General features: G+C 68.2%; 18 protein-coding genes and 2 rRNA genes. 12 read left to right on the top strand and 8 right to left on the bottom strand.

Annotated elements, in window-relative coordinates; genetic code table 11:
• Positions 1-85 precede the first annotated feature (85 nt).
• The 3 genes from pstC (at position 86) to pstB (ending at position 3,016) form a co-directional block, all read left to right on the top strand.
• A complete protein-coding gene (pstC, locus tag N5I75_RS18125; protein WP_476678770.1) occupies positions 86-1,093 on the top strand; it encodes a phosphate ABC transporter permease subunit PstC in 1,008 nt (335 codons plus the stop codon).
• Positions 1,090-2,166, top strand: coding sequence for a phosphate ABC transporter permease PstA (pstA, locus tag N5I75_RS18120; protein WP_476678768.1), 1,077 nt, complete (start codon positions 1,090-1,092; stop codon positions 2,164-2,166). The genes pstC and pstA overlap by 4 nt, the downstream gene beginning before the upstream one ends.
• A gap of 73 nt (positions 2,167-2,239) precedes the next feature.
• Positions 2,240-3,016 carry a phosphate ABC transporter ATP-binding protein PstB gene (gene pstB, locus N5I75_RS18115; protein ID WP_476678767.1) on the top strand — a complete coding sequence of 259 codons (777 nt, stop codon included), beginning with the start codon at positions 2,240-2,242 and terminating at the stop codon, positions 3,014-3,016.
• A gap of 254 nt (positions 3,017-3,270) precedes the next feature.
• On the opposite strand, the gene N5I75_RS18110 is transcribed toward pstB, so the two are convergent.
• Both N5I75_RS18110 and N5I75_RS18105 read right to left on the bottom strand, forming a co-directional pair.
• Positions 3,271-4,269, bottom strand: coding sequence for an inorganic phosphate transporter (locus N5I75_RS18110; RefSeq protein WP_476678765.1), 999 nt, complete (start codon positions 4,267-4,269; stop codon positions 3,271-3,273).
• A gap of 9 nt (positions 4,270-4,278) precedes the next feature.
• Positions 4,279-4,899, bottom strand: coding sequence for a DUF47 domain-containing protein (locus N5I75_RS18105; RefSeq protein WP_394432785.1), 621 nt, complete (start codon positions 4,897-4,899; stop codon positions 4,279-4,281).
• A gap of 201 nt (positions 4,900-5,100) precedes the next feature.
• Here N5I75_RS18105 and N5I75_RS18100 point away from each other — a divergent pair, with 201 nt between their 5' ends.
• Positions 5,101-5,469 (top strand): metal-sensitive transcriptional regulator, encoded by a 369-nt coding sequence (locus N5I75_RS18100; RefSeq protein WP_476678763.1) that lies wholly within the window; start codon positions 5,101-5,103, stop codon positions 5,467-5,469.
• A gap of 109 nt (positions 5,470-5,578) precedes the next feature.
• On the opposite strand, the gene N5I75_RS18095 is transcribed toward N5I75_RS18100, so the two are convergent.
• Positions 5,579-5,767: a hypothetical protein gene (locus N5I75_RS18095; RefSeq protein WP_476678761.1), complete on the bottom strand. Its 189-nt coding sequence runs from the start codon at positions 5,765-5,767 to the stop codon at positions 5,579-5,581.
• 97 nt (positions 5,768-5,864) lie between these two features.
• Positions 5,865-6,698, bottom strand: a complete 834-nt coding sequence (locus N5I75_RS18090; protein WP_476679533.1) for an SCO4651 family lipoprotein — start codon at positions 6,696-6,698, stop codon at positions 5,865-5,867.
• 137 nt (positions 6,699-6,835) lie between these two features.
• On the opposite strand from N5I75_RS18090, the gene N5I75_RS18085 reads away from it, so the two are divergent.
• Together N5I75_RS18085 and N5I75_RS18080 are read left to right on the top strand one after the other, a co-directional pair.
• The gene (locus tag N5I75_RS18085) at positions 6,836-7,000 is read left to right on the top strand and encodes a hypothetical protein (protein ID WP_476678759.1); all 165 of its coding nucleotides are present in this window, start codon (positions 6,836-6,838) and stop codon (positions 6,998-7,000) included.
• 85 nt (positions 7,001-7,085) lie between these two features.
• Positions 7,086-8,666: an FAD-binding oxidoreductase gene (locus N5I75_RS18080; RefSeq protein WP_476678757.1), complete on the top strand. Its 1,581-nt coding sequence runs from the start codon at positions 7,086-7,088 to the stop codon at positions 8,664-8,666.
• Positions 8,667-8,971: 305 nt separating this feature from the next.
• Here the strand turns inward: N5I75_RS18080 and N5I75_RS18075 are convergent, their stop codons facing one another.
• Positions 8,972-9,691, bottom strand: coding sequence for a phosphatase PAP2 family protein (locus N5I75_RS18075; protein ID WP_476678755.1), 720 nt, complete (start codon positions 9,689-9,691; stop codon positions 8,972-8,974).
• A gap of 177 nt (positions 9,692-9,868) precedes the next feature.
• The gene (locus N5I75_RS18070) at positions 9,869-10,879 is read right to left on the bottom strand and encodes a bifunctional lytic transglycosylase/C40 family peptidase (RefSeq protein ID WP_476678753.1); all 1,011 of its coding nucleotides are present in this window, start codon (positions 10,877-10,879) and stop codon (positions 9,869-9,871) included.
• A gap of 356 nt (positions 10,880-11,235) precedes the next feature.
• On the opposite strand from N5I75_RS18070, the gene N5I75_RS18065 reads away from it, so the two are divergent.
• From N5I75_RS18065 to N5I75_RS18040, 6 genes are all read left to right on the top strand, one after another.
• The gene (locus tag N5I75_RS18065) at positions 11,236-11,544 is read left to right on the top strand and encodes a hypothetical protein (protein WP_394432769.1); all 309 of its coding nucleotides are present in this window, start codon (positions 11,236-11,238) and stop codon (positions 11,542-11,544) included.
• 376 nt (positions 11,545-11,920) lie between these two features.
• Positions 11,921-12,721 carry a DUF8175 domain-containg protein gene (locus N5I75_RS18060; RefSeq protein ID WP_476678751.1) on the top strand — a complete coding sequence of 267 codons (801 nt, stop codon included), beginning with the start codon at positions 11,921-11,923 and terminating at the stop codon, positions 12,719-12,721.
• A complete protein-coding gene (locus N5I75_RS18055; RefSeq protein ID WP_476678749.1) occupies positions 12,711-14,060 on the top strand; it encodes a hypothetical protein in 1,350 nt (449 codons plus the stop codon). The genes N5I75_RS18060 and N5I75_RS18055 overlap by 11 nt, the downstream gene beginning before the upstream one ends.
• Positions 14,057-15,616 (top strand): SCO6880 family protein, encoded by a 1,560-nt coding sequence (locus N5I75_RS18050; RefSeq protein ID WP_476678747.1) that lies wholly within the window; start codon positions 14,057-14,059, stop codon positions 15,614-15,616. Before N5I75_RS18055 ends, N5I75_RS18050 begins: the two co-directional genes overlap by 4 nt.
• Positions 15,617-15,711: 95 nt before the next feature.
• On the top strand, positions 15,712-17,133 hold the full coding sequence (locus tag N5I75_RS18045) for an ATP-binding protein (RefSeq protein WP_476678745.1): 1,422 nt from the start codon (positions 15,712-15,714) through the stop codon (positions 17,131-17,133).
• Between the two features lie 16 nt (positions 17,134-17,149).
• Positions 17,150-19,282: a type IV secretory system conjugative DNA transfer family protein gene (locus N5I75_RS18040; RefSeq protein ID WP_476678743.1), complete on the top strand. Its 2,133-nt coding sequence runs from the start codon at positions 17,150-17,152 to the stop codon at positions 19,280-19,282.
• Positions 19,283-19,449: 167 nt separating this feature from the next.
• On the opposite strand, the gene rrf is transcribed toward N5I75_RS18040, so the two are convergent.
• Positions 19,450-19,566 (bottom strand): 5S ribosomal RNA (gene rrf / locus N5I75_RS18035).
• An 87-nt stretch (positions 19,567-19,653) separates the two neighbouring features.
• Positions 19,654-22,776: ribosomal RNA gene (locus tag N5I75_RS18030) — 23S ribosomal RNA — on the bottom strand.
• Positions 22,777-22,908: the final 132 nt, after the last annotated feature.

Raw genomic sequence — 22,908 nt, 5'->3', positions numbered from 1 at the left:
TGGCCCGCACCGTCCGGTGCACCGCCGCCAGAAGCCCGTACGCGACCGCAGTGAGCGGAAAGGGCTTCGCAGACCGGAGAACCCCATGGACATAACCACGCAATCACCCGCGCCACCGGCGCCCGCCGACCGTCCGACCCCAGCGCAGGAGAAGGCCGCCGCCCGCGGCGCCACCCGCCCCGGCGACCGGGTCTTCCTCGGTCTCTCGCGCGGCTCGGGCATCCTGCTCCTGGTGATCATGGCCGCGATCGCGGTCTTCCTCACCTACCGCGCCTCGCTGGTCCTCTCGAAGAACGAGGGCAACTTCCTCACCACCTTCGAGTGGAACGCCACCGCGGACCCGCCCGTCTTCGGCATCGCCGTCCTCGCCTTCGGCACGATCGTCACCTCGGTGATCGCCATGCTGATCGCGGTCCCGGTCGCCGTCGGCATCGCGCTCTTCCTCACGCACTACGCGCCGAAGAAGCTCAGCGGCACCATCGCCTACGTCATCGACCTGCTCGCCGCCGTACCGTCCATCGTGTACGGCCTGTGGGGCGCCCTCTTCCTGGTGCCGCACATGACGGGCCTGTTCAGCTGGCTCGACGACTACTTCGGCTGGACCGGGATCTTCTCCTGGCAGGGCGGCGCCCCGCGCACCCTGCTCACCGTGGGCATCCTGCTCGCGATCATGATCCTGCCGATCATCACCAACGTCTCCCGCGAGGTCTTCCGGCAGGCCCCCCTGATGCACCAGGAGGCGGCCCTCGCCCTCGGCGCCACCCGCTGGGAGGTCATCCGCATGTCGGTGATCCCCTTCGGCCGCTCCGGTGTGATCTCCGCGTCGATGCTTGGCCTCGGCCGCGCGCTCGGCGAGACGATGGCCGTCGCCACGGTCCTCTCCCCCGACTTCCTGATCCACGCCAGCCTGCTCGACCCGGGCGGCGGCACCTTCGCGCAGAACATCGCCGCGAAGTTCTCCGAGGCCAACGACCAGGGCCGCGACGCCCTCATCGCCTCCGGCCTCGTCCTCTTCGTCATCACCCTGCTGGTCAACGGCGCGGCCCGGTTCATCATCGCCCGCCGCAGCGAGTACTCGGGGGCCAACGCATGAGCCACGCGACGACGCCCGCGCCCGCACCCGCGAAGCGCCCCTCGTCCCTCTCCGCCGCGCGCCTGCCCCGCTGGTCGCCCTGGGCCATCGCCCTCGGCTCGATCGCCGCGGCCTGCGCCATCGGCCTCGGCGCCGGACTGAGCAGCCGCATCCAGTGGGGCCTGATAGCCGCCCTGCTCTTCGTCCTCGTCACCTACGGCCTCGCCGCCAAGGTCGAGGGCAAGCGCCAGGCCAAGGACAGGACCGCGACCAGCATCGTCTGGGTCGCCTTCATCCTGGCTGTCCTTCCGCTCGCCTCCCTCGTCTTCGAGACGGTCAAGCGCGGCATCAAGGTCCTCGACTTCTACTTCCTGTCGCACTCGATGGGCTTCGTCACCGCCTACCAGCCCGGCGGCGGCATCTACCACGCGATCCTCGGCACCCTGGAACAGGTCGGCCTCGCCACCCTGATCTCCGTGCCGATCGGCCTGCTGACCGCGATCTACCTGGTGGAGTACGGCCGCGGCAAGCTCGCCAAGGCGGTCACCTTCTTCGTCGACGTCATGACGGGCATCCCGTCGATCGTCGCGGGCCTGTTCATCCTCAGCTTCTGGATCCTGATCCTCGGCTTCGGCTTCTCCGGCTTCGCCGGCTCGATGGCCCTGTCCATCCTGATGATCCCCGTCGTGGTCCGCTCCACCGAGGAGATGCTCAAGCTCGTACCCAACGAGCTGCGCGAGGCCTCGCTCGCCCTCGGCGTCCCGAAGTGGCGCACCATCCTCAAGGTCGTCCTGCCGACATCGATCGGCGGCATCACGACCGGTGTGATGCTGGCGGTCGCCCGTATCGCGGGCGAGACGGCCCCGGTGCTGCTCCTGGTCTTCGGCAACCCGCTGATCAACAGCAACCCGTTCGACGGCCCCCAGGCGTCGCTGCCGCTCTACATCTACCAGCAGTACGCGAGCAGCGGCGGCAGCGAGGCGGCGTACGACCGCGCCTGGGCCGCGGCCCTGGTCCTCATCGCCTTCATCATGATCCTCAACCTTCTGGCCCGCGGCGTGGCCCGCTGGAAGGCCCCGAAGACGAGCCGCTGACGCGGCTACCCGCGCACGCGCTCAAACGCGCATGCGCCCCTCAGCGACTCGACCGGAAGTAGTGAAACCCATCATGGCCAAGCGAATCGACGTAAGCGGACTCACCGCCTACTACGGATCCCACAAGGCGATCGACGACATCTCGATGACCGTCGAGCCCCGCTCCGTGACCGCCTTCATCGGCCCGTCCGGCTGCGGCAAGTCGACCTTCCTGCGCACCCTCAACCGGATGCACGAGGTCACCCCCGGCGGCCGCGTCGAGGGCAAGGTGCTCCTGGACGACGAGGACCTCTACGGCTCCCACGTCGACCCGGTCGCCGTACGCCGCACCGTCGGCATGGTCTTCCAGCGCCCCAACCCCTTCCCCACCATGTCGATCTTCGACAACGTGGCGGCGGGCCTGAAGCTCAACGGCTCCTACAAGAAGTCCGAGCTGAACGACGTCGTCGAGAAGTCCCTCAAGGGCGCCAACCTCTGGAACGAGGTCAAGGACCGTCTGAACAAGCCGGGCTCCGGCCTCTCCGGCGGCCAGCAGCAGCGTCTGTGCATCGCCCGCGCCATCGCGGTCCAGCCGGACGTGCTGCTCATGGACGAGCCCTGCTCGGCGCTCGACCCGATCTCGACCCTCGCCATCGAGGACCTGATCGGTGAGCTGAAGGAGCAGTTCACGATCGTCATCGTGACGCACAACATGCAGCAGGCGGCCCGCGTCTCGGACCGCACCGCCTTCTTCAACCTCGCGGCGGTCGGCCAGCCCGGCAAGCTCATCGAGATCGACGAGACGGAGCGCATCTTCTCCAACCCGTCGGTCCAGGCGACGGAGGACTACATCTCGGGCCGCTTCGGCTAGGGGCTGGCCGCCCGTTTGACCCGGACTCCTCGTGGCGCTGCATGGCGGTGCCGCCACGAGGCCCGAGAGCCCGCCCCCGGTAGGGGGGCGGGCTCTCACTTCGTGACGCCGGGGGACAGGATCGCCGCCAGGGGCGCGGGGAACTGCGCGACCAGCCACGACGAAAGCCGCGGACGCGTCTGCTCGGTACATGAGCAGTCGCGTCCGCGGCTTTTCCGTGGCTGAGCGCGCAGTTCCCCGCGCCCCTGGGCGGCTTAAGCGAAGGCCAGCCAGACAATCCCGTAGCTCGCGGCAGCGACGAGCGCCGCCGCCGGCATCGTGATGAACCACCCCACCACGATGTTCTTGGCAACCCCCCACCGAACGGCGTTGACCCGCTTGGTCGCCCCCACACCCATGATCGCGGACGTGATGACATGCGTCGTCGAGATCGGCGCGTGGAACAGGAACGCCGACCCGAACATGATCGAGGCCCCAGTCGTCTCGGCGGCGAACCCTTGCGGCGGATCCAGTTCGATGATCTTCCGACCCAGGGTCCGCATGATCCGCCAGCCACCCGCGTACGTACCGAGCGACAGCATCACCGCACACACGATCTTGACCCAGACCGGGATCGGGTCCTTGTACGTCTCGTGGCCGCCGATGACGAGCGCCATGACCACGATGCCCATGGTCTTCTGCGCGTCCTGGAGACCGTGGCCGAGCGCCATGCCGGCCGCGGAGACGGTCTGCGCGATCCGGAATCCGCGCTTCGCCTTGTGCGGGTTAGAGCGCCGGAACATCCACATGATGAGCGTCATCACGAGGTAACCGACGACGAGACCGATCACCGGCGACGTGAACATCGGGATGACGATCTTGTCGAGCACCCCGGACCAGTACACGGTCGTACCCCCGGCGAGCGCCGCGCCGACCATGCCGCCGAACAGCGCGTGCGAGGACGACGAGGGCAGCCCGAAGTACCAGGTGATGAGGTTCCACACGATCGCGCCCGCCAGGGCGGCGAAGAGGATGCCCATCCCCTTGTCGCCCTCGGGCGTGGCGATGATGCCCTCACTGACCGTCTTGGCGACGCCGCTGCCCAGGAAGGCACCGGCGAGGTTCATCACCGCGGCCATGGCGAGCGCCGCGCGGGGCGTCAGGGCACGGGTGGAGACGGACGTGGCGATGGCGTTCGCCGAGTCGTGGAAGCCGTTCGTGTACGTGAATCCGAGCGCGACGCCGATCGTCACGATCAGGGTGAAGGTGTCCATGAGCCGGCCTCAGGACTCCTTCACGGCGATGGTCTCCACCGTGTTGGCCACGTGCTCGAAGGCGTCGGCCGCCTCTTCCAGCACATCGACGACCTGCTTCAGCTTCAGCACTTCCATGGCGTCGTACTTGCCGTTGAAGAGCTGGGCCAGCAGCTTGCGGTGGATCTGGTCGGCCTGGTTCTCGAGCCGGTTGACCTCGATCCAGTACTCGGTGAGGTTCGACATCGTGCGCAGGTTCGGCATCGCCTCGGCCGTCAGTTCGGCCGCCCGCGCGAGCACCTCGATCTGCTGCTCCACGCCCTTCGGGAGCTCCTCGATCTGGTAGAGAACCACCAGGTCGACGGCCTCCTCCATGAAGTCCATGATGTCGTCGAGCGACGAGGCGAGGTTGTAGATGTCCTCGCGGTCGAACGGCGTGATGAACGAGGAGTTGAGCTGGTGGAAGATCGCGTGGGTGGCGTCGTCACCGGCGTGTTCGGCTGCCCGCATCCGCTCCGCGATCTCGGCCCGGGCGGAGGTATCCGCCCCGAGCAGTTCCATCAGGAGCTTCGAGCCCGTGACGATGTTGTCCGCGGACGCGGCGAACATGTCGTAGAAGCTCGTCTCCCTGGGGGTCAGACGAAAACGCACGTGGGGTCCTCGGGGTGCTCTGGATATGGGTCAGGCTGATGCTAGGCGCATCATCCGGCCACGGCTAACCGGCGTTCCCCCAGTGTCGCCCATCAGGCAGAGTGATCAGCACGGGGTCCCGCGAACCGGCCGGGCCCGCGCAAAATCCGGTATCCTATACCCACTGGGGGTATACAGGACCACTACGGGAGGTCGGACACGATGACCACGGACGCGAGCCCGACGGCGGCCGCCGAGGGCGGGTCGGAGCAGGGCACCGCCGAGATCGTGACCGACCACGACCGCGGCATCCACGGCTACCACCACCAGAAGGACGAGCACCTCAAGCGCCTGCGCCGGATCGAGGGCCAGATCCGCGGCCTCCAGCGCATGGTCGAGGAGGACGTCTACTGCATCGACATACTCACGCAGGTGTCGGCCTCCACCAAGGGCCTGCAGTCCTTCGCGCTCCAGCTCCTGGAGGAGCATCTGCGTCATTGCGTCGCCGACGCGGCGGTCAAGGGCGGCGACGAGATCGACGCGAAGGTCGAGGAGGCCACGAAGGCGATCGCGCGGCTGCTGCGTACCTGACACAACTGACATGCCTGACGCAACTGACGTGCCTGACGCAACTGGCTTACCTGAGGGTTCGGCTGTCGGACGTTCCTCGGGCGGGGTCCTGGCCCTTGGATCCGTGACCTCAGCTTCGGGTCTCGCCGTGCGGGCCGCCGGGCAGCGCCTCGGCGACTCGCAGCACCTCGTCGATCCGGTCCGCGCTGAGCCGCCCCTCGGGGACGGCGGACGCCGCGATGATCAGTTCACCGCACAACTCGATCTCGGCGAGGGCGACGTGGTCCTGAACAGCCGTACCTACGGGAGCCACGCTCATCACCTCTTCCAGCCATCGTCGGTCGACTTCCCAGAGTAGGGAGCGCCCTACGGACCGCGCATGGCACGGAAGAACCATTTCCGGCCCCAGGCGGGGCCTACGGCCCGGCCTTCTCGGCGACCTTGCCCGCGTAGATGTCCCGCTTGTGCGGCAGCCGGACGCTCGCGGACTTCCCGAACCCGTAGAGCAGCGTCGTCGAGGCGACGGCGACGTCCTTCTTGTTCTGCGTGTCCGCGAAGCTGAAGCGGTGCCTGACCTTGCGGATCAGGCCCTCCTCGTCGAGGTAGACGTCGAACGGCACCGCCGAGCCGCCGAACCCTTTCGCCGCCGCCGCGAGCGCGCCCCTGTTCCCCTCGGACGCGGCCTTCGCGGCGGCCCCGAGGTCGACGGTCCCCCGGTAGTGCCGGGTCCGTACGCCCGCGATGTCGCTCTCGCCCACATACGTCACTTCGCGCGCGCCACGCAGCAGTTCGGCCGCCGCGAGCGGGTCGGTGGCGCCGCCCGTGACCAGATTGCCGTCGCTCAGCGAGGCGGTGTCGACCCGGACCCACTTGTCGGCGGGGACGCCCGCGCCCCGGTTCTTCATGAAGAGGGCGCCGGGGGCGAGGAGTTCGGTGATCGGCCGGTGCTCCTGGGCCCCGGCCGCGTCCTGCGGCAGCCGCACCGTCAGTCTGCCGACGCCCGCGCGGTAGTCGTAGAGGCCCTCGCCGCGGACGGTGACGCGGGTGCCGCCGCTCGCCATCTCCATCGACGTGGTCGCCTCGGAACTGCCCTCGCGCACCAGCCGGTCGGCGGCCTGGCGGACCACGTGCGTGGCGTTCGCGTGCAGGTCACCCGCCTCGGCGCCGCCGCCGCACCCGGCCGCGCACGCCATGATGCCCGCCGCGGCCACGGCCGCCGCCCCTGTCCTCGTCGGGCGCCTTTGCTGCACCACCATCGCTTGTCTACCCCCAAGCCCGTCCGTGCGAATGCGGCCCCGCTGTTGACCGGTTAACGACGAGTAGGGTCGACCGTCACGCGAACGGAGGTGTACGCGGGCCGTTCACCCGGTCCCGTTACCGTGTCCGGGTGGCACGACAGCAGCACGAGCAGGCGACGCGCGAGCACGCGACGACCGTCGAGGAACAGGGCCGGTTCGCGGCGGCCCGGTGCACCTGCGGCTGGCGCGGCCCCGCGAGACGGGCGCGCAGCAAGGCACGCTCCGACGCGGAGGAGCATGCACAGGCCGCATGACGGGCACATGACCGGCCGGGGGAACCCCGGCTTCCTGTGACGCGTCTCGTCACCGGGAAGCAACCGGTGGCCGAGGGAGACACAGATGCAGCGGCGTACGTTCATAGCGGCCTCGGCGGCGGCGCTCACCGCGGGAGCGGCCTCCGCCTGCACCCCGGACGACTCGTCGGCGCCCGCGTCGTCCGCCTCCCGCGCCTCCTCCTCCGGCCCCGTCCGCTCCACGGGCGCGAGCGCCTCCCCTTCCGTCCGTGCCGCCGCGAACCTCGACGCGCTGGCCAAGGACCTCGACGGCTCCCTGGTCCGCCCCGGACAGTCCGCGTGGGCGGCGGCCCGCCAGCTCTACAACACCCGCTTCGACGAGCTGAGGCCCAGCGCGGTCGCGTACGCCGCTGGCCCCGACGACCTCCGTACGGCCCTCGCGTACGCCCGCGCCCGCAAGGTGAAGGTCGCGATACGCAACGGCGGGCACTCCTACGCGGGCTACTCCTCCGGCGACGGACGGCTGATCCTCGACGTGTCCCGCATGAAGTCGGTCCGCGCCTCGGGCGGCGAGGCGGTCGTCGGCGCGGGCGCCAAACTCATCGACGTCTACCGGGGCCTGGCCGCGAAGGGCGTCACCATCCCGGCGGGCTCCTGCCCGACGGTCGGCATCAGTGGCCTCACGCTCGGCGGCGGCCACGGCGTCGTCTCCCGCGCGTACGGCCTGACCTGCGACAGTCTGACCGGCGCCACCCTCATCACGGCGGACGGCAGGCAACTCACCGCCGACGCCTCGACGAACAAAGACCTGTTCTGGGCCCTGCGCGGAGCGGGCAACGGCCAGTTCGGCGTCGTCACCGAGCTGCGCTTCAAGACCCACCCGGCGCCGCAGGGGGTCTCCGCGTACATGACGTGGCCCTGGTCGAAGGCGGCGACGGTCCTCAAGGCGTGGCAGAAGTGGGGCCCCGAGCAGCCCGACGAGATCTGGTCGACGCTGCACGTGGCCAACGCCGCGGGCGGTCGCCCCACGATCTCCGTAGCCGCCTTCTCCCTCGGCACCTACACCGAACTCCAGAACGCCGTCGACCGCCTCGCCGACGGCCCCGGCGGCCCGGGCCCGGCCACCTCGGTCTCGCTGAAGCGCCGCTCGTACAAGGAGTCGATGGAGGTCTACGCCGGCTGCTCGGCCTTCTCCGACGACGAGCAGTGCCATCTGCCGGGCCCGACGCCCGGCCGCTCCGTCGCGGGCGACCTCCAGCGCGAGACGTACGCGGCCCACTCGGACTTCTTCGACCGCTCCCTGTCGGACGCCGGCGTGCGCACGTTGCTCAAGCAGCTGGAGTCGGTGGCGGCGGGCGCGGGCTCCGTCGCGTTCACCGCGCTCGGCGGCGCCGTCAACCGGGTCGACCCGACGGCCACGGCGTTCGTCCACCGCCGCTCGCGGATGCTCGCCCAGTACATCGTGTCGTGGCGGGCGGGCACCTCAGGATCGGCGGCACGGGACTGGCTGAAAAAGGCGCACACCGCGATGGGCCCGTACGCGTCGGGCGCGGCGTACCAGAACTACACGGACTCGACGCTGAGCGACTGGAAGAAGGCGTATTACGGGGCGGCGGCCGACCGCCTCACCAAGGTCAAGCGCCAGTACGACCCGACGGGCTTCTTCGCGTTCCAGCAGGCGCTGTGAGCGCCGGTCCCCAAGGGCTGTCCTAACCGCCTCGTACGCCCGTTCCCCCCGGATGGAGCAGGCGACACGCCCTCGGGTGGCCCAGACGGGCGGGCAGGGGTGCCCTGGAACCATGAACAGACCCCGCATAGTCGCCGCCACCACCGCGACCGCCGCCGTCCTCACCCTGGGCGCCGCCGCGGCCGCTGCCCTCGACGACGGGACACCGCACCCCGAGGCGGGCCCGCTCCTGGTGGTCTCCGCCGCTGTCGCGGCGGCCGCGGGAGCCGGTGGTCTCACCCTGATCCGCGGCGGCAAGGGGCCGACTACGCCGCCAGATCCCGCTCCTCGGCGGTCCCCGACGACCCGCGGGCCTCGGGAAGCTCCACCGCGCCCGGAGCCGTCGCCACAGCCCTAGGCGCCCACACGAGCCACGCCGCGCGGGACCGGCCGATCGCCCTGGCGAGCGGCGTGAGCAGGGCCGAGGCGAGCGGCGAGAGCAGCAGCGCGACGGCGGTGCCGAGCGCGAAGCCGCCGACCACGTCGGTCGGGTAGTGCACTCCCATGAAGACCCGGCAGAACCCCTCCACCACGGCGAGCGCGAGCCCGGCGAGGCCCAGCTTGCGGTGGGCGACGAAGAGCGCGGCGCCCATGGCCATCGCGAGCGTCGCGTGGTCGCTGACGAACGAGAAGTCGTTCTTGCCGTCCACGAGGACGGTGAGCCCTTCGTGGTCCTTGAACGGCCGTGGCCGCTCGACGAAGGACCGGATCGGTACGTTCACCAGGACCGCGACGGCGGCGGCGAGCGGCGCCCACACCACGGCGGCGACCGAGGACGCCGCGTCGTCGAGGGCCCCGCGCTTGCGCGCGCCCCACCAGCACCACAGCACCACGAGGACGAGGCCGAACAGGATCCCGTACTCGCCGACGAACTCCATGGCCCGGTCGAACCAGCCCGGGGTGGCGTCCGTCAGCCCGTTGATGTCGTAGAGCAGGGAGACGTCAGGGTTCGACCCGGAACTCTCGAGTGCCTCGAGTCCAGCCATGGTTCAACGGCCCCTTCGTCCTCAGCCACCCCCGTGGTCTGTTTCCGATTCAGTAAAAGGAACGCACGTCCACCTTCCCCACGTTCCGCACTCCACCGAATGATCACGCAGACGTTATCGAAGAGAGACGCAAACCCGCAGCTCAGGCCCGGGCGTTAACGGAGAGTTCAAGCCACGTCACACCTCTGGCGACGCGGTCGGCAACGCCTCCGCGCCGGCCTCCGTGACCCGGGTCGCGCCGAAGTAGTCCGGCGTGTCGACGGGGTCGAACCGGATGACGGCACCCGACCTCGGCGCGTCGATCATGTACCCGCCCCCGACGTAGATGCCCACGTGCCGGATGGCGCGGCTGTTCTGGAGGTCGTCGGAGAAGAACACGAGGTCGCCCGGGAGCAGCTCGTCCCGCTTCGGGTGCGGACCCGCGTTGTACTGGTCGTTCGCGACGCGCGGCAGCTCGATGTCGACCGACGCGTACGCCGCCTTGGTCAGCCCGGAGCAGTCGAACCGCCCGCCCTGGTCCGCCGTCCCGTTCCCGCCCCACAGGTACGGGGTCCCGAGCTTCTTCTGCGCGTAGTAGATCGCCGCGGCTGCCTGCTGCGACGGCTGCACCCGCCCGACGGGCCGGGCGAAGCTCTTCTCCAGGGTCGTGATGGTCTTCACATAGTTCTGCGTCTCGCGGTACGGCGGCACGCCCCCGTACTTGATGACGGCGTACGCGCCCGCGTTGTACGCCGCGAGCATGTTCTTGGTCGGGTCGCCGGGCGCGTCCTTCACGTAACCGGCGAGCTTGCAGTCGTACGAGGCGGCCGACGGGATCGCGTCGTTCGGGTCCCAGATGTCCCGGTCGCCGTCCCCGTCCCCGTCGACGCCGTGCGCCGCCCAGGTCCCGGCGATGAACTGCGCTATGCCGTACGCCTTCGCCGGCGACGTGGCCTTCGGGTTGAAGCCGCTCTCCTGGTAGAGCTGCGCGGCGAGCAGCGCCGGATTGATCGCGGGGCAGAGATTGCCCCACTTCTGCACGAGCGGCTGGTAGGCGGCGGGCACGGCGCCCTTGGCGAGCCCGACGGCCCCCTGCCCCACCCCGTTCGTCAGGCTGCCCGCCGTCATGTACGTCCCCACGACGAGCAGGGTCACGAACCCCGTCCCCCCGGCGACGGCCGACCCCGCGACGATCCACGCCTTACGCACCGTCAACCGCCTCTCGCCGCACGGGAGTCCACCGACCCTCCAGTCTAGAACGGCTCCGGCCCCAAGATCGGGGATTCACCACCGGGCGCCGGGCACCGGACAGGCAGCGGACACCAGCGACCTTGATCGCCCGACGATTGCCCGGCGTGACCAGGCGTGATACACAGAGTGACGATACGTTACGGCGCATACCGAACCGCCCGCCAGGCGGCCCGGCGAGCGACGGTGCGTACGAACTCGGCCAAACGAATGGCGGCAATGGTGCAGGCATCCGCGCCAATCTGCGCCAGAATGGGCGTGACCTCTGCGCTGCGGCGGAGGCGACAGAACTACCCACATGGGGCGGTGAGTTACACATGCTGCTGGCAGCCGAAAAAGGCGACATCACGACCATCATCGGCGGGATCGCCCCCGACTGGGGCCCGTTCGGGAGCCTGGGCAACGAGGCACGCGTAATGATCGAGGTGGTGATGGCCATCGCCATCCTGCTCTGCCTCGGCATCGCGATCTGGGGCGCGGCCAAACAACGGATCGGGGCGACGGCGCTGCGCGACACGTTCAGCGCGGAACAGGGCAAGGGCCTGATCGTCGCGGGCCTCACCGGAGTCTTCATCATCGGCTCCCTCGGCACGCTCTTCACGATCGTCTACGGCATGGCCGTCTAACCCGTCGGCACCGCGTTCTCCCGCCGCTCGTCCCGCGGCGGAGAACGCACCGTCCGTTTCCGGCCGGTCCTCGCCGGTTATGCCTCTGTTCGAACCATGTCCGATACCCCGATACCCCGGTCCCCCGGTCTCCCGGTCCCCCGGGGCACCCAGTCCCCAGATCCCCAAGTCCCCAGATCCCCCCAGTCCCCAGATCCCCCCAATCGCCACAGACCCCCACAGTCCCCTACACCATCCGTTCCGTCGTGCCCACCGGCTGAGGTTGCGTCACCCTGATGTCGAGTCACCACTCCGCGCCCGCGCGGCAATCAGCACGGCTACCGTCGTATACGGCGTATCCGGCGGTTCAGCACGAGGTTGAGGGGACGTGCGCGCGATGAGTCTCGACGACCGGCACAGCGACGACGTCTACGGCGGCACCGGCCAGACCCGGACCCGCTACCCCGACTCGCCCGGCCCCGAGCCGCGCAGACCGGGCCGCTCCTCGTCCCGCTCCCTCATCACCGTGGTCGGCGTCGTGGTCCTGCTGATCGCGGCGATCGCGTTCGCCAACCGCGGCGACGACAGCGCCTCCGGCGGCAGCGGGAACTCCGGCTCGGCCCCGAAGTCCTCCTCGACGGCGGCGACCGGGACGAAGCCGGTGGATTCGGGGTTCTCGCACGATGAGCAGGGGGTGCAGTCGGCTGCCGCCAATTACGCGGTTCAACTGGTCTCCGCCGACATCCTCAAGGCGGACCGCCGGACCGACATCGTGCGCCAGTTGTTCGTCGCCGACAAGGTGAGCGCCCTCCAGGCGCAGTTCGACAAGGCGTACTCGAAGGAGTTCCTGGCCAAGATCGGCCTCGACGAGCACGGCAACGCCGCCGCGGGCCAGACGTACGTCTCCCGCACCGTGCCGGTCGGCACCAGGACGACCGCCTACGCGGACAGCACGGCGACGGCCGAGGTCTGGTGCACCGGCGCCTTCGGCACGGCCGGGGAGGGCTCGAAGACCCCGGTGACCAACGACTGGTTCACCATGACCCTGAAGCTGCGCTGGACGGACGGCGACTGGAAGGTCGAGAGCTTCTCCCAGAAGGACGGCCCGTCCCCGGTCAACGGTGACAACAAGGTCTCCTCCGCCGACGAGATCGCCAAGGCAGTCGAGGAGTACGGAGGCTTCACGTATGCCCGGTAGCCGCCTCGCGCTCAAACTGACCGGCGCTGTCGCCGCCGTACAGACCGCGGCCGTCCTTCTCCCGGCCAGGGCCTTCGCGGCCCCGGACGACAACTGCGACCTCATCGTGGGCCCCGCCAAGGCCTACTGCCAGCGCGGTGACGGCAGTCGCAAGGGCCTCAGTGGCTCCTCCGGCGGCGGCGACATGCCCCCCGACACCACCAACCCCCTGGACCCCCTCTCCAGCCTCGCCAAGGGCTGCGCCGACGCCGCCTCCTGGACCGTCGACCAACTCAGCGAAGCGGTCCGCAAGACGGCCGACGTCGACTTCACCAACCCGAACTTCCGCAAGCAGTACGCCATCGTCTTCGCCGCCTCGGCGATCCTGACCCTCCTGCTGTGGCTGCTCGCCGTGGCGAAGCGGGCCGTGCGCGGCGTGCCGCTGAGCACGGCGCTGTCGGAGGCCATCGGCTTCCTGTGGCTGACGGTGCTGGCCTCGGCGTTCACCCCGCTGATCCTCTACACCGTCGTATCCGCCACGGACGGCGTCACCGACGTCCTGGCGAGCGCGACGGGCAACCAGACGAACACGTTCTTCGGCACGTTCTCCGACGCCCTCAAACAGGGCGACGACATCGGCGGCGGCCCGATCATGCTGATCGTCGTCTCCCTGGTGTCGATCGTCGCCGCGGGCGTGCTCTACCTGGAGCTGTACCTGCGCGCCGTCCTGCTCTACGTGGGCGCCCTGCTCGGCGTCGTCGTCTACTCCGGGCTCGTCGACAAGAACCTGTGGGGCCACGTCCGCCGCTGGGTCGGCATCATGGTCGCGATCATCCTCGTCAAACCGGTCATCGTGATCGTGCTCGGCCTCGCCGGCGCGCTCTCCAGCAGCGACGACGGGCCCTCCTCGCTGGCCGCCATCGTCTCCGGGCTCGCCATCGTCCTGCTCGCCATCTTCGCCAGCGGCATGATCTACCGCTTCGTCCCCGGCTTCGGCGACGAGATGGCCAACGTCCGCAAGAACCGCCTCATGCAGGGCGCCGAGTCCAAGGCCGCCGCCGCCTTCACCTCGCCCGCCAGCCTCGTCTCGCAGGGCATCAAGACCCACAGCGCCCGCGCGGACAGCGGCGCCGGCAACGGGGGAGGCGGGCAGTCCCGCCCCGCCAACCCCGTCGCCGGCGGCGTCGCCGCGCACAGCACCCGTTCGGGCGCGGGCGGCGGCGGATCTGTCCCCTCCGCCGCACCCGCGCCCCGTACGAGCCCCACGAACACCCCGCACGCCGGTAACCGCGGCACTGGCGGGGGCAGCAACCCCGGCTTCAACAGCAACGGCAAACCGCAAGGAGGTGCAGGGCGTTGACGACCCAGTCCCATGTGTCCCCTCCGGTCACGCCCCGCCGTACATATCTGATCGGCCGCGCCCGGCCGAACGCGATCGTCGGCAGGAACCGCGAGACCGGCGAGATCGCCCTGATCATCGGCGGGGCGTTCCTCGGCATGATGTGCGGGCTCCTCGTCCCCGTCCTCTCCTTGCGCATCGTGCTGCTCATGGGCTTCCCGCTGCTCGCGATCGCCGCGGTCTACGTCCCGTACAAGCACCGCACCTTCTACAAGTGGTTCGAGATCAACCGCAGTTACAAGCGGTCCCTGAAGCGCGGCACGGCGTACCGCTCGCGCGCGATGGAGGCCGGGGTCCGGCTCGACGGGCACGAGGTCGAGATCGGTCCGCCGCCCGGCATCGGCCGCCTGACCTGGCTCGCGGCCCCCTTCGGCCCGGACGAGATCGCCGTCCTGCTGCACGCCGACCGCCGTACCGTCACCGCCGCCATCGAGATCGAGGGCCCGGGCGTCGGCCTGCGCGACTCCGAGGACCAGGAGGCGCTGGTCGACCGTTTCGGCACGCTCCTCAAGCACGTGGCGAACGGCGACGGGTTCGTCACCCGCCTCCAGATGCTCGCCCGCACCCTGCCCGCCGACCCGGACGCGCACGCCAAGGACGTCGCCATGCGCGGCGACGAACGCTCCCTCGGCTGGCTGCGCGAGTCCTACGACCAGCTCCAGTCCATGGTCTCCACCAGCAGCGAGCAGCACCGCGCCTACCTCGTCGCCTGCATGCACTTCAACCGCGAACTGGCCGCCGAGGCCAACGCGATGGCCCGCGCCACCCGCCCCAAGGCCGGCAGGAAGATCGACCGGGACGCGGGCCTCGCCGTCGTCATGGCCCGCGAGCTGACGGACATCTGCTCGCGGCTCCAGGAGGCCGACATCCGCGTACGGCAGCCGCTCGGCCAGGGCCGGCTCGCCTCGCTCATCCACTCCATGTACGACCCGGACCACCCCATCGACCACATCCAGGCGATGACGAAGCGCAACGCCTGGCCGGCCGAGCTCGACGCCATGGAGCCGACGTATCTGCAGGCCAAGACGCGCGAGTCGTCCACGCGCGCGCCCTGGTGCCACGCCACCGCGTGGGTCAAGGAGTGGCCGATGACGCCGGTCGGCGTCAACTTCCTGGCCCCGCTCCTCGTCCACACGCCGGACGTGATCAGGACCGTAGCCGTCACGATGGATCTCGAACCGACGGAGGTCGCCATCGAGCGGATGCTGACGGAGAAGACCAACGACGAGGCGGAGGCGTCCCGCGCCGCCAAGATGAACCGGACCGTCGACCCGCGCGACATCGCCGCCCACGGCCGCCTCGACCAGCGCGGCGAGGACCTGGCCAGCGGCGCGGCCGGGGTCAACCTCGTCGGCTACATCACCGTCTCGTCCCGCAACCCCGACGCGCTCGCCCGCGACAAGCGCACGATCCGGGCCTCCGCCGGAAAGTCGTACCTCAAGCTGGAGTGGTGCGACCGGGAGCACCACCGGGCGTTCGTGAACACCCTGCCTTTCGCCACCGGAATCCGACGGTAGCCGTGTCCTTCAAGGTGTCCTTCCAGATTTCCTTCCAGGCGTCCCCCAAGGTGTCCCCCATGGTCTCCCCCAAGGCAAGAAGGTAGGCGCTGCTCATGCGGGATCCGTTGTCCCTCCTCACGGATGCCTTCACGTCCTTCCTGTTCGGGAAGGTGGAGACGACCCGTCTTCCGGTGCGTACGTCGACGGGCCAGGCGCAGGCCGTCTACCTGCCGACCGCCGCGCCGGGCCTCGGCGACTCCGGCGTGATCATCGGCCGCGAGGTCTACTCCGGCAAGGGCTACATCTACGACCCCTTCCAGCTCTACGGGCAACAGCTCCCGGCCCCGCACTGGCTGGTCCTCGGCGAGTCCGGAAACGGCAAGTCGGCGCTGGAGAAGACGTACGTCCTGCGCCAGCTCCGCTTCCGCGACCGCCAGGTCGTCGTCCTCGACGCGCAGGGCGAGGACGGGGTCGGCGAATGGAACCTCATCGCGGAGGAGCTGGGGATAACGCCGATCCGCCTCGACCCGACGGCCGCCCTGGACATGGGCATCCGCCTCAACCCCCTCGACCCCGCGATCACCACCACGGGCCAGCTGGCGCTGCTCCGCACGATCATCGAGGTGGCGATGGGCCACGGCCTGGACGAACGCTCCGGCTTCGCCCTCAAGGTCGCGCACGCCTACGTCAACGAGACGATCGTGGAGCGCCAGCCCGTCCTGACCGACATCGTCGAGCAGCTCCGCCACCCCGAGCCGGAGTCCGCCGAGGCGATGAACGTGGCCATAGAGGACGTACGGGCCTGGGGCCTGGACGTCGCGCTCGTCCTGGACCGCCTGGTCGACGGTGACCTGCGCGGCATGTTCGACGGCCCGACGACGGTCGGCATCGACCTGGACGCGCCGCTCATCGTCTTCGACCTGTCCCACATCGACCGGAACTCGATCGCGATGCCGATCCTGATGGCGATCGTCGGCGTCTGGCTCGAACACACGTGGATCCGCCCGGACCGCAAGAAGCGCATCTTCCTGGTGGAGGAGGCGTGGCACATCATCAACTCCCCGTTCGTCGCGCAGCTCTTCCAGCGCCTGCTGAAGTTCGGGCGCCGCCTCGGCCTGTCCTTCGTCGCGGTCGTCCACCACCTGAGCGACGTGGTCGACGGCGCGGCCGCGAAGGAGGCGGCGGCGATCCTGAAGATGGCCTCGACGAGAACGATCTACGCGCAGAAGGCGGACGAGGCACGCGCCACGGGCCGCGTCCTGGGCCTCCCACGCTGGGCGGTGGAGATCATCCCGACGCTCACCCCCGGCATCGCGGTCTGGGACGTCAACGGCAACGTCCAAGTGGTCAAACACCTGATCACCGAGACGGAACGCCCGCTGGTCTTCACCGACCGCGCGATGACGGAGTCCTCCGACCCGACGGCGGGCGACGACGCGCTGTACGCGGCCGAGCTGGAGGCGGAGGAGCGGGCGGCGGCGTTCGTCGAACAACGCCTGACGGACGCGTCCTCCTCCGAGTCGACGGTGGCGTGAGGCAGGTGGCCTGGTGATGGTGCGGGACGATCGGCGCTACGGGGACGATCGGCGCTACGGGGACGAACGCGGCCGGGGCGGCGTCCCCGACGGCCTGCTCGTCGGCCTCCTGGCGTTTCTGCTCGGCATGACGATCATGGTCTGGTCGGCGACGGGTCTGGCCGGCCTCTTCACCAAGGGCGCCTGGCCCTCGAACGTCACCTTCGGTCACACTCCCCTGGCGATGCGCTCCCTGATCGCACAACCCCACGACATCCCGGCTGCCTGGCCGGCCACCCCGAAGACGGAACTCTCCAACTACGGCCTGTTCTGGGGCCTCTTCATCGGCCAGCTGATGATCCTGGTGGTCCTGGCGATCTTCGTGGCGGGAACGGTCGCCCGCTGGCGGGCGGTCCGCCGCTCCGGGAAGTACGCGAAGGGGACGACCCCGGTCCCGGCCCCGGCTGAGCAGCTGCCACCCTCGCGTGATCACGTGCGGCAGTCGCCGGGCACCGGTGAGCAGGCACGGGGAGCGGCCGGGCCGGGGGCGGCGCCGGTCGGACAGGTGCCGAGTGCCGGCGGGCCGACCATGGCCATGGACGCGGGTGCCACCGAGCGGGCCCCAGGCTCCGTCGCGCCGGACGCGAGCCCGGCGGGACAGGTTCCGGGTTACGCCGCGCCTGGCACGGCTTACGTCGGTCAGGCGCCGGGCTCTGCCACACCGAGCACGCCTTGGGTCGGTCAGGCGCCGGGCTCTGCCGCACCGAGCACGCCTTACGTCGGTCAGGCGCCGGGCTCCGCCGCACCGAGCACGCCTTACGTCGGTCAGGCGCCGGGCTCCGCCGCACCGAGCACGCCTTACGTCGGTCAGGCGCCGGGCTCTGCCACACCGAGTCCGACCGGGCCATCATCGAACACGGCTCCCCTCGGTCAAGTACCGGGCTCTGCCACATCGAGCCCGACCGGGCAGACGCCGAACACGGCTTACCCCGGACAGGTTCCCAGCCCGGCTGGACAAGCACCGGCTCCCACGGCCCCCTTCGGCCAGGCACCGAACCCCGCCGGGCCCGTGCACGAGCAACCCCTCACCCCGCCCCGCGCCGAGAGCTATCTGGGAGCGCAGCCCCCGCCACACAACCCGGCCGATCCGGTGCGCACCGGCCAGCCCGAACCGGCACCCGGCGCCGCGCCCAGCCACCCCGCCCCCTGGCCGGAGGCAGTTGTCCCGAGCCCGCGCAGCGCCCTCGGCCCCCTCCTCCTGGGCTCGCCCACCGACCGCCACCCCCACGCCATACAGGCCATCCGTGACGCCGAGGGCCCGGTCCTCGTCATCACCTCGGCCGCGAAGGTCTGGGAGGAGACCAAGGACGCCCGGGCCAAACTGGGCCCGGTCCTCCTGTACGACCCGACGCACCGGTGCGACACCCCGGCCCGCATGCACTGGAACCCCGCAGCGGGCTGCACGGACCGAGCCACGGCCACCACCCGCGCGGCAGCGCTGCTCGCCCCGACGAGGCCCCAGGCCCGGCTGGACTCCGCGCTCGCCGAAACCGCAGAAACGCTGCTGCGCAGCTACTTGCACGCGGCGGCCGTCGACGGCAAACCGTTCCGCCACGTCCACCGCTGGGCGCAGGGCAACCAGGTCCAAGACGCCGTACGCATCCTGCGGACGAACCCGAAGGCGGCAGGCGGCTCCGCCGGCGAACTGGAGGCCGCCCTCACCTCGCACCCGGAACGCCGCGACATGGCCCAGGAACTGACGGCCCGCGCCCTCTCCGCACTCTTCACGATCCACATCCGCGAGTCCTGCACCCCGAACCGAACTGATGCGCTGACCCTGGATTCTTTCGTGGACGAAGGGGGCACGCTTTATGTGGTGGGTGAACCCATCGAGGACCCCAAGGCGAACCCGGGCGCGATGCCCCTGCTGACGGCGCTCGCCTCAAGCGTGGTCGAGCACGGCCGCCGGATGGCCGACAGGTCACCCGCCGGTCGGCTCGACCCACCAATGACGCTCGTCCTGGACGACGTAGCGGCGGTGGCCCCCCTCCCCCAGCTGCCCGAGCTGCTCACCACCGGCCCGTCCCGCGGCCTGCCGACACTGGCCCTGCTCCGCTCCCAGGAACAGGCCCGCAGCCGCTGGCCGAACGCGGAACTCCCAGCGCCCTAACTCCAGCACGCACGAACCCAAACCGCTCATAGAACCGCGCGGCCCGCCCGTTGTCCTCATGCACGTGCAACCGCACCCGGGCCACATCGTCCATCCCCAGCGCCCAAATTGCGCCTGAACGCAGAAAAGCCCCGTGCCGATGGCACGGGGCTTTCCCTTAACAAATAGTTCGGCGGCGTCCTACTCTCCCACAGGGTCCCCCCTGCAGTACCATCGGCGCTGTGAGGCTTAGCTTCCGGGTTCGGAATGTAACCGGGCGTTTCCCTCACGCTATGACCACCGAAACACTATGAAACTGTCAACCGGAGCCGTGACCATGGCTACGACGGTTGTTCGTGGTTTCAGAACCAACACAGTGGACGCGAGCAACTGAGGACAAGCCCTCGGCCTATTAGTACCAGTCACCTCCACCCGTTACCGGGCTTCCAGATCTGGCCTATCAACCCAGTCGTCTACTGGGAGCCTTAACCCCTCAAAGGGGGTGGGAGTCCTCATCTCGAAGCAGGCTTCCCGCTTAGATGCTTTCAGCGGTTATCCTTTCCGAACGTAGCCAACCAGCCATGCCCTTGGCAGGACAACTGGCACACCAGAGGTTCGTCCGTCCCGGTCCTCTCGTACTAGGGACAGCCCTTCTCAAGACTCCTACGCGCACAGCGGATAGGGACCGAACTGTCTCACGACGTTCTAAACCCAGCTCGCGTACCGCTTTAATGGGCGAACAGCCCAACCCTTGGGACCGACTCCAGCCCCAGGATGCGACGAGCCGACATCGAGGTGCCAAACCATCCCGTCGATATGGACTCTTGGGGAAGATCAGCCTGTTATCCCCGGGGTACCTTTTATCCGTTGAGCGACGGCGCTTCCACAAGCCACCGCCGGATCACTAGTCCCGACTTTCGTCCCTGCTCGACCCGTCGGTCTCACAGTCAAGCTCCCTTGTGCACTTACACTCAACACCTGATTACCAACCAGGCTGAGGGAACCTTTGGGCGCCTCCGTTACTCTTTAGGAGGCAACCGCCCCAGTTAAACTACCCATCAGACACTGTCCCTGATCCGGATCACGGACCCAGGTTAGACATCCAGCACGACCAGAGTGGTATTTCAACGACGACTCCCCCTGAACTGGCGTCCAGAGTTCACAGTCTCCCACCTATCCTACACAAGCCGAACCGAACACCAATATCAAACTGTAGTAAAGGTCCCGGGGTCTTTCCGTCCTGCTGCGCGAAACGAGCATCTTTACTCGTAGTGCAATTTCACCGGGCCTATGGTTGAGACAGTCGAGAAGTCGTTACGCCATTCGTGCAGGTCGGAACTTACCCGACAAGGAATTTCGCTACCTTAGGATGGTTATAGTTACCACCGCCGTTTACTGGCGCTTAAGTTCTCAGCTTCGCACACCCGAAAGTGCACTAACCGGTCCCCTTAACGTTCCAGCACCGGGCAGGCGTCAGTCCGTATACATCGCCTTACGGCTTCGCACGGACCTGTGTTTTTAGTAAACAGTCGCTTCTCGCTGGTCTCTGCGGCCACCCCCAGCTCAGAGTGCAAGACTCATCACCGGTGATGGCCCCCCTTCTCCCGAAGTTACGGGGGCATTTTGCCGAGTTCCTTAACCATAGTTCACCCGAACGCCTCGGTATTCTCTACCTGACCACCTGAGTCGGTTTAGGGTACGGGCCGCCATGAAACTCGCTAGAGGCTTTTCTCGACAGCATAGGATCATCCACTTCACCACAATCGGCTCGGCATCAGGTCTCAGCCTTGATGTGCGACGGATTTACCTACCGCACGGCCTACACCCTTACCCCGGGACAACCACCGCCCGGGCTGGACTACCTTCCTGCGTCACCCCATCACTCACCTACTACCAGATCGGGCCGGCGGCTCCACCACTTTCCTTCCCCGAAGGGTCCGGAACGGCTTCACGGCCTTAGCATCACTGGATTCGATGTTTGACGCTTCACAGCGGGTACCGGAATATCAACCGGTTATCCATCGACTACGCCTGTCGGCCTCGCCTTAGGTCCCGACTTACCCTGGGCAGATCAGCTTGACCCAGGAACCCTTAGTCAATCGGCGCACACGTTTCTCACGTGTGTATCGCTACTCATGCCTGCATTCTCACTCGTGAACCGTCCACCACTAGCTTCCGCTGCGGCTTCACCCGGCACACGACGCTCCCCTACCCATCCATACACCCGTTGGGGCTGTTGCATGAATGACACGACTTCGGCGGTACGCTTGAGCCCCGCTACATTGTCGGCGCGGAATCACTAGACCAGTGAGCTATTACGCACTCTTTCAAGGGTGGCTGCTTCTAAGCCAACCTCCTGGTTGTCTGTGCGACTCCACATCCTTTCCCACTTAGCGTACGCTTAGGGGCCTTAGTCGATGCTCTGGGCTGTTTCCCTCTCGACCATGGAGCTTATCCCCCACAGTCTCACTGCCGCGCTCTCACTTACCGGCATTCGGAGTTTGGCTAAGGTCAGTAACCCGGTAGGGCCCATCGCCTATCCAGTGCTCTACCTCCGGCAAGAAACACACGACGCTGCACCTAAATGCATTTCGGGGAGAACCAGCTATCACGGAGTTTGATTGGCCTTTCACCCCTAACCACAGGTCATCCCCCAGGTTTTCAACCCTGGTGGGTTCGGTCCTCCACGAAGTCTTACCTCCGCTTCAACCTGCCCATGGCTAGATCACTCCGCTTCGGGTCTTGAGCGCGCTACTATGTCGCCCTGTTCGGACTCGCTTTCGCTACGGCTTCCCCACACGGGTTAACCTCGCAACACACCGCAAACTCGCAGGCTCATTCTTCAAAAGGCACGCAGTCACGACGCAAGGAACAAGTTCCTTGCGCGACGCTCCCACGGCTTGTAGGCACACGGTTTCAGGTACTATTTCACTCCGCTCCCGCGGTACTTTTCACCATTCCCTCACGGTACTATCCGCTATCGGTCACCAGGGAATATTTAGGCTTAACGGGTGGTCCCGCCAGATTCACACGGGATTTCTCGGGCCCCGTGCTACTTGGGTGTCTCTCAAACGAGCCGCTGACGTTTCGACTACGGGGGTCTTACCCTCTACGCCGGACCTTTCGCATGTCCTTCGCCTACATCAACGGTTTCTGACTCGTCTCACAGCCGGCAGACTGTGAAAGAGAGATCCCACAACCCCCACGACGCAACCCCTGCCGGGTCTCACACGTCGTAGGTTTGGCCTCATCCAGTTTCGCTCGCCACTACTCCCGGAATCACGGTTGTTTTCTCTTCCTGCGGGTACTGAGATGTTTCACTTCCCCGCGTTCCCTCCACACTGCCTATGTGTTCAGCAGCGGGTGACAGCCCATGACGACTGCCGGGTTTCCCCATTCGGAAACCCCCGGATCAAAGCCTGGTTGACGACTCCCCGGGGACTATCGTGGCCTCCCACGTCCTTCATCGGTTCCTGGTGCCAAGGCATCCACCGTGCGCCCTTAAAAACTTGGCCACAGATGCTCGCGTCCACTGTGCAGTTCTCAAACAACGACCAACCACCCGTCACAACCCGCTCACGCAGATCTTCACCGGGGCCGGCATTGAGGTCGGGAACAAGTCCGTACCCTCAGATACCCAACAGCGT

The organism is Streptomyces sp. R818, assembly GCF_056172735.1.
This window is presented reverse-complemented; position numbering and strand designations above follow the sequence as displayed.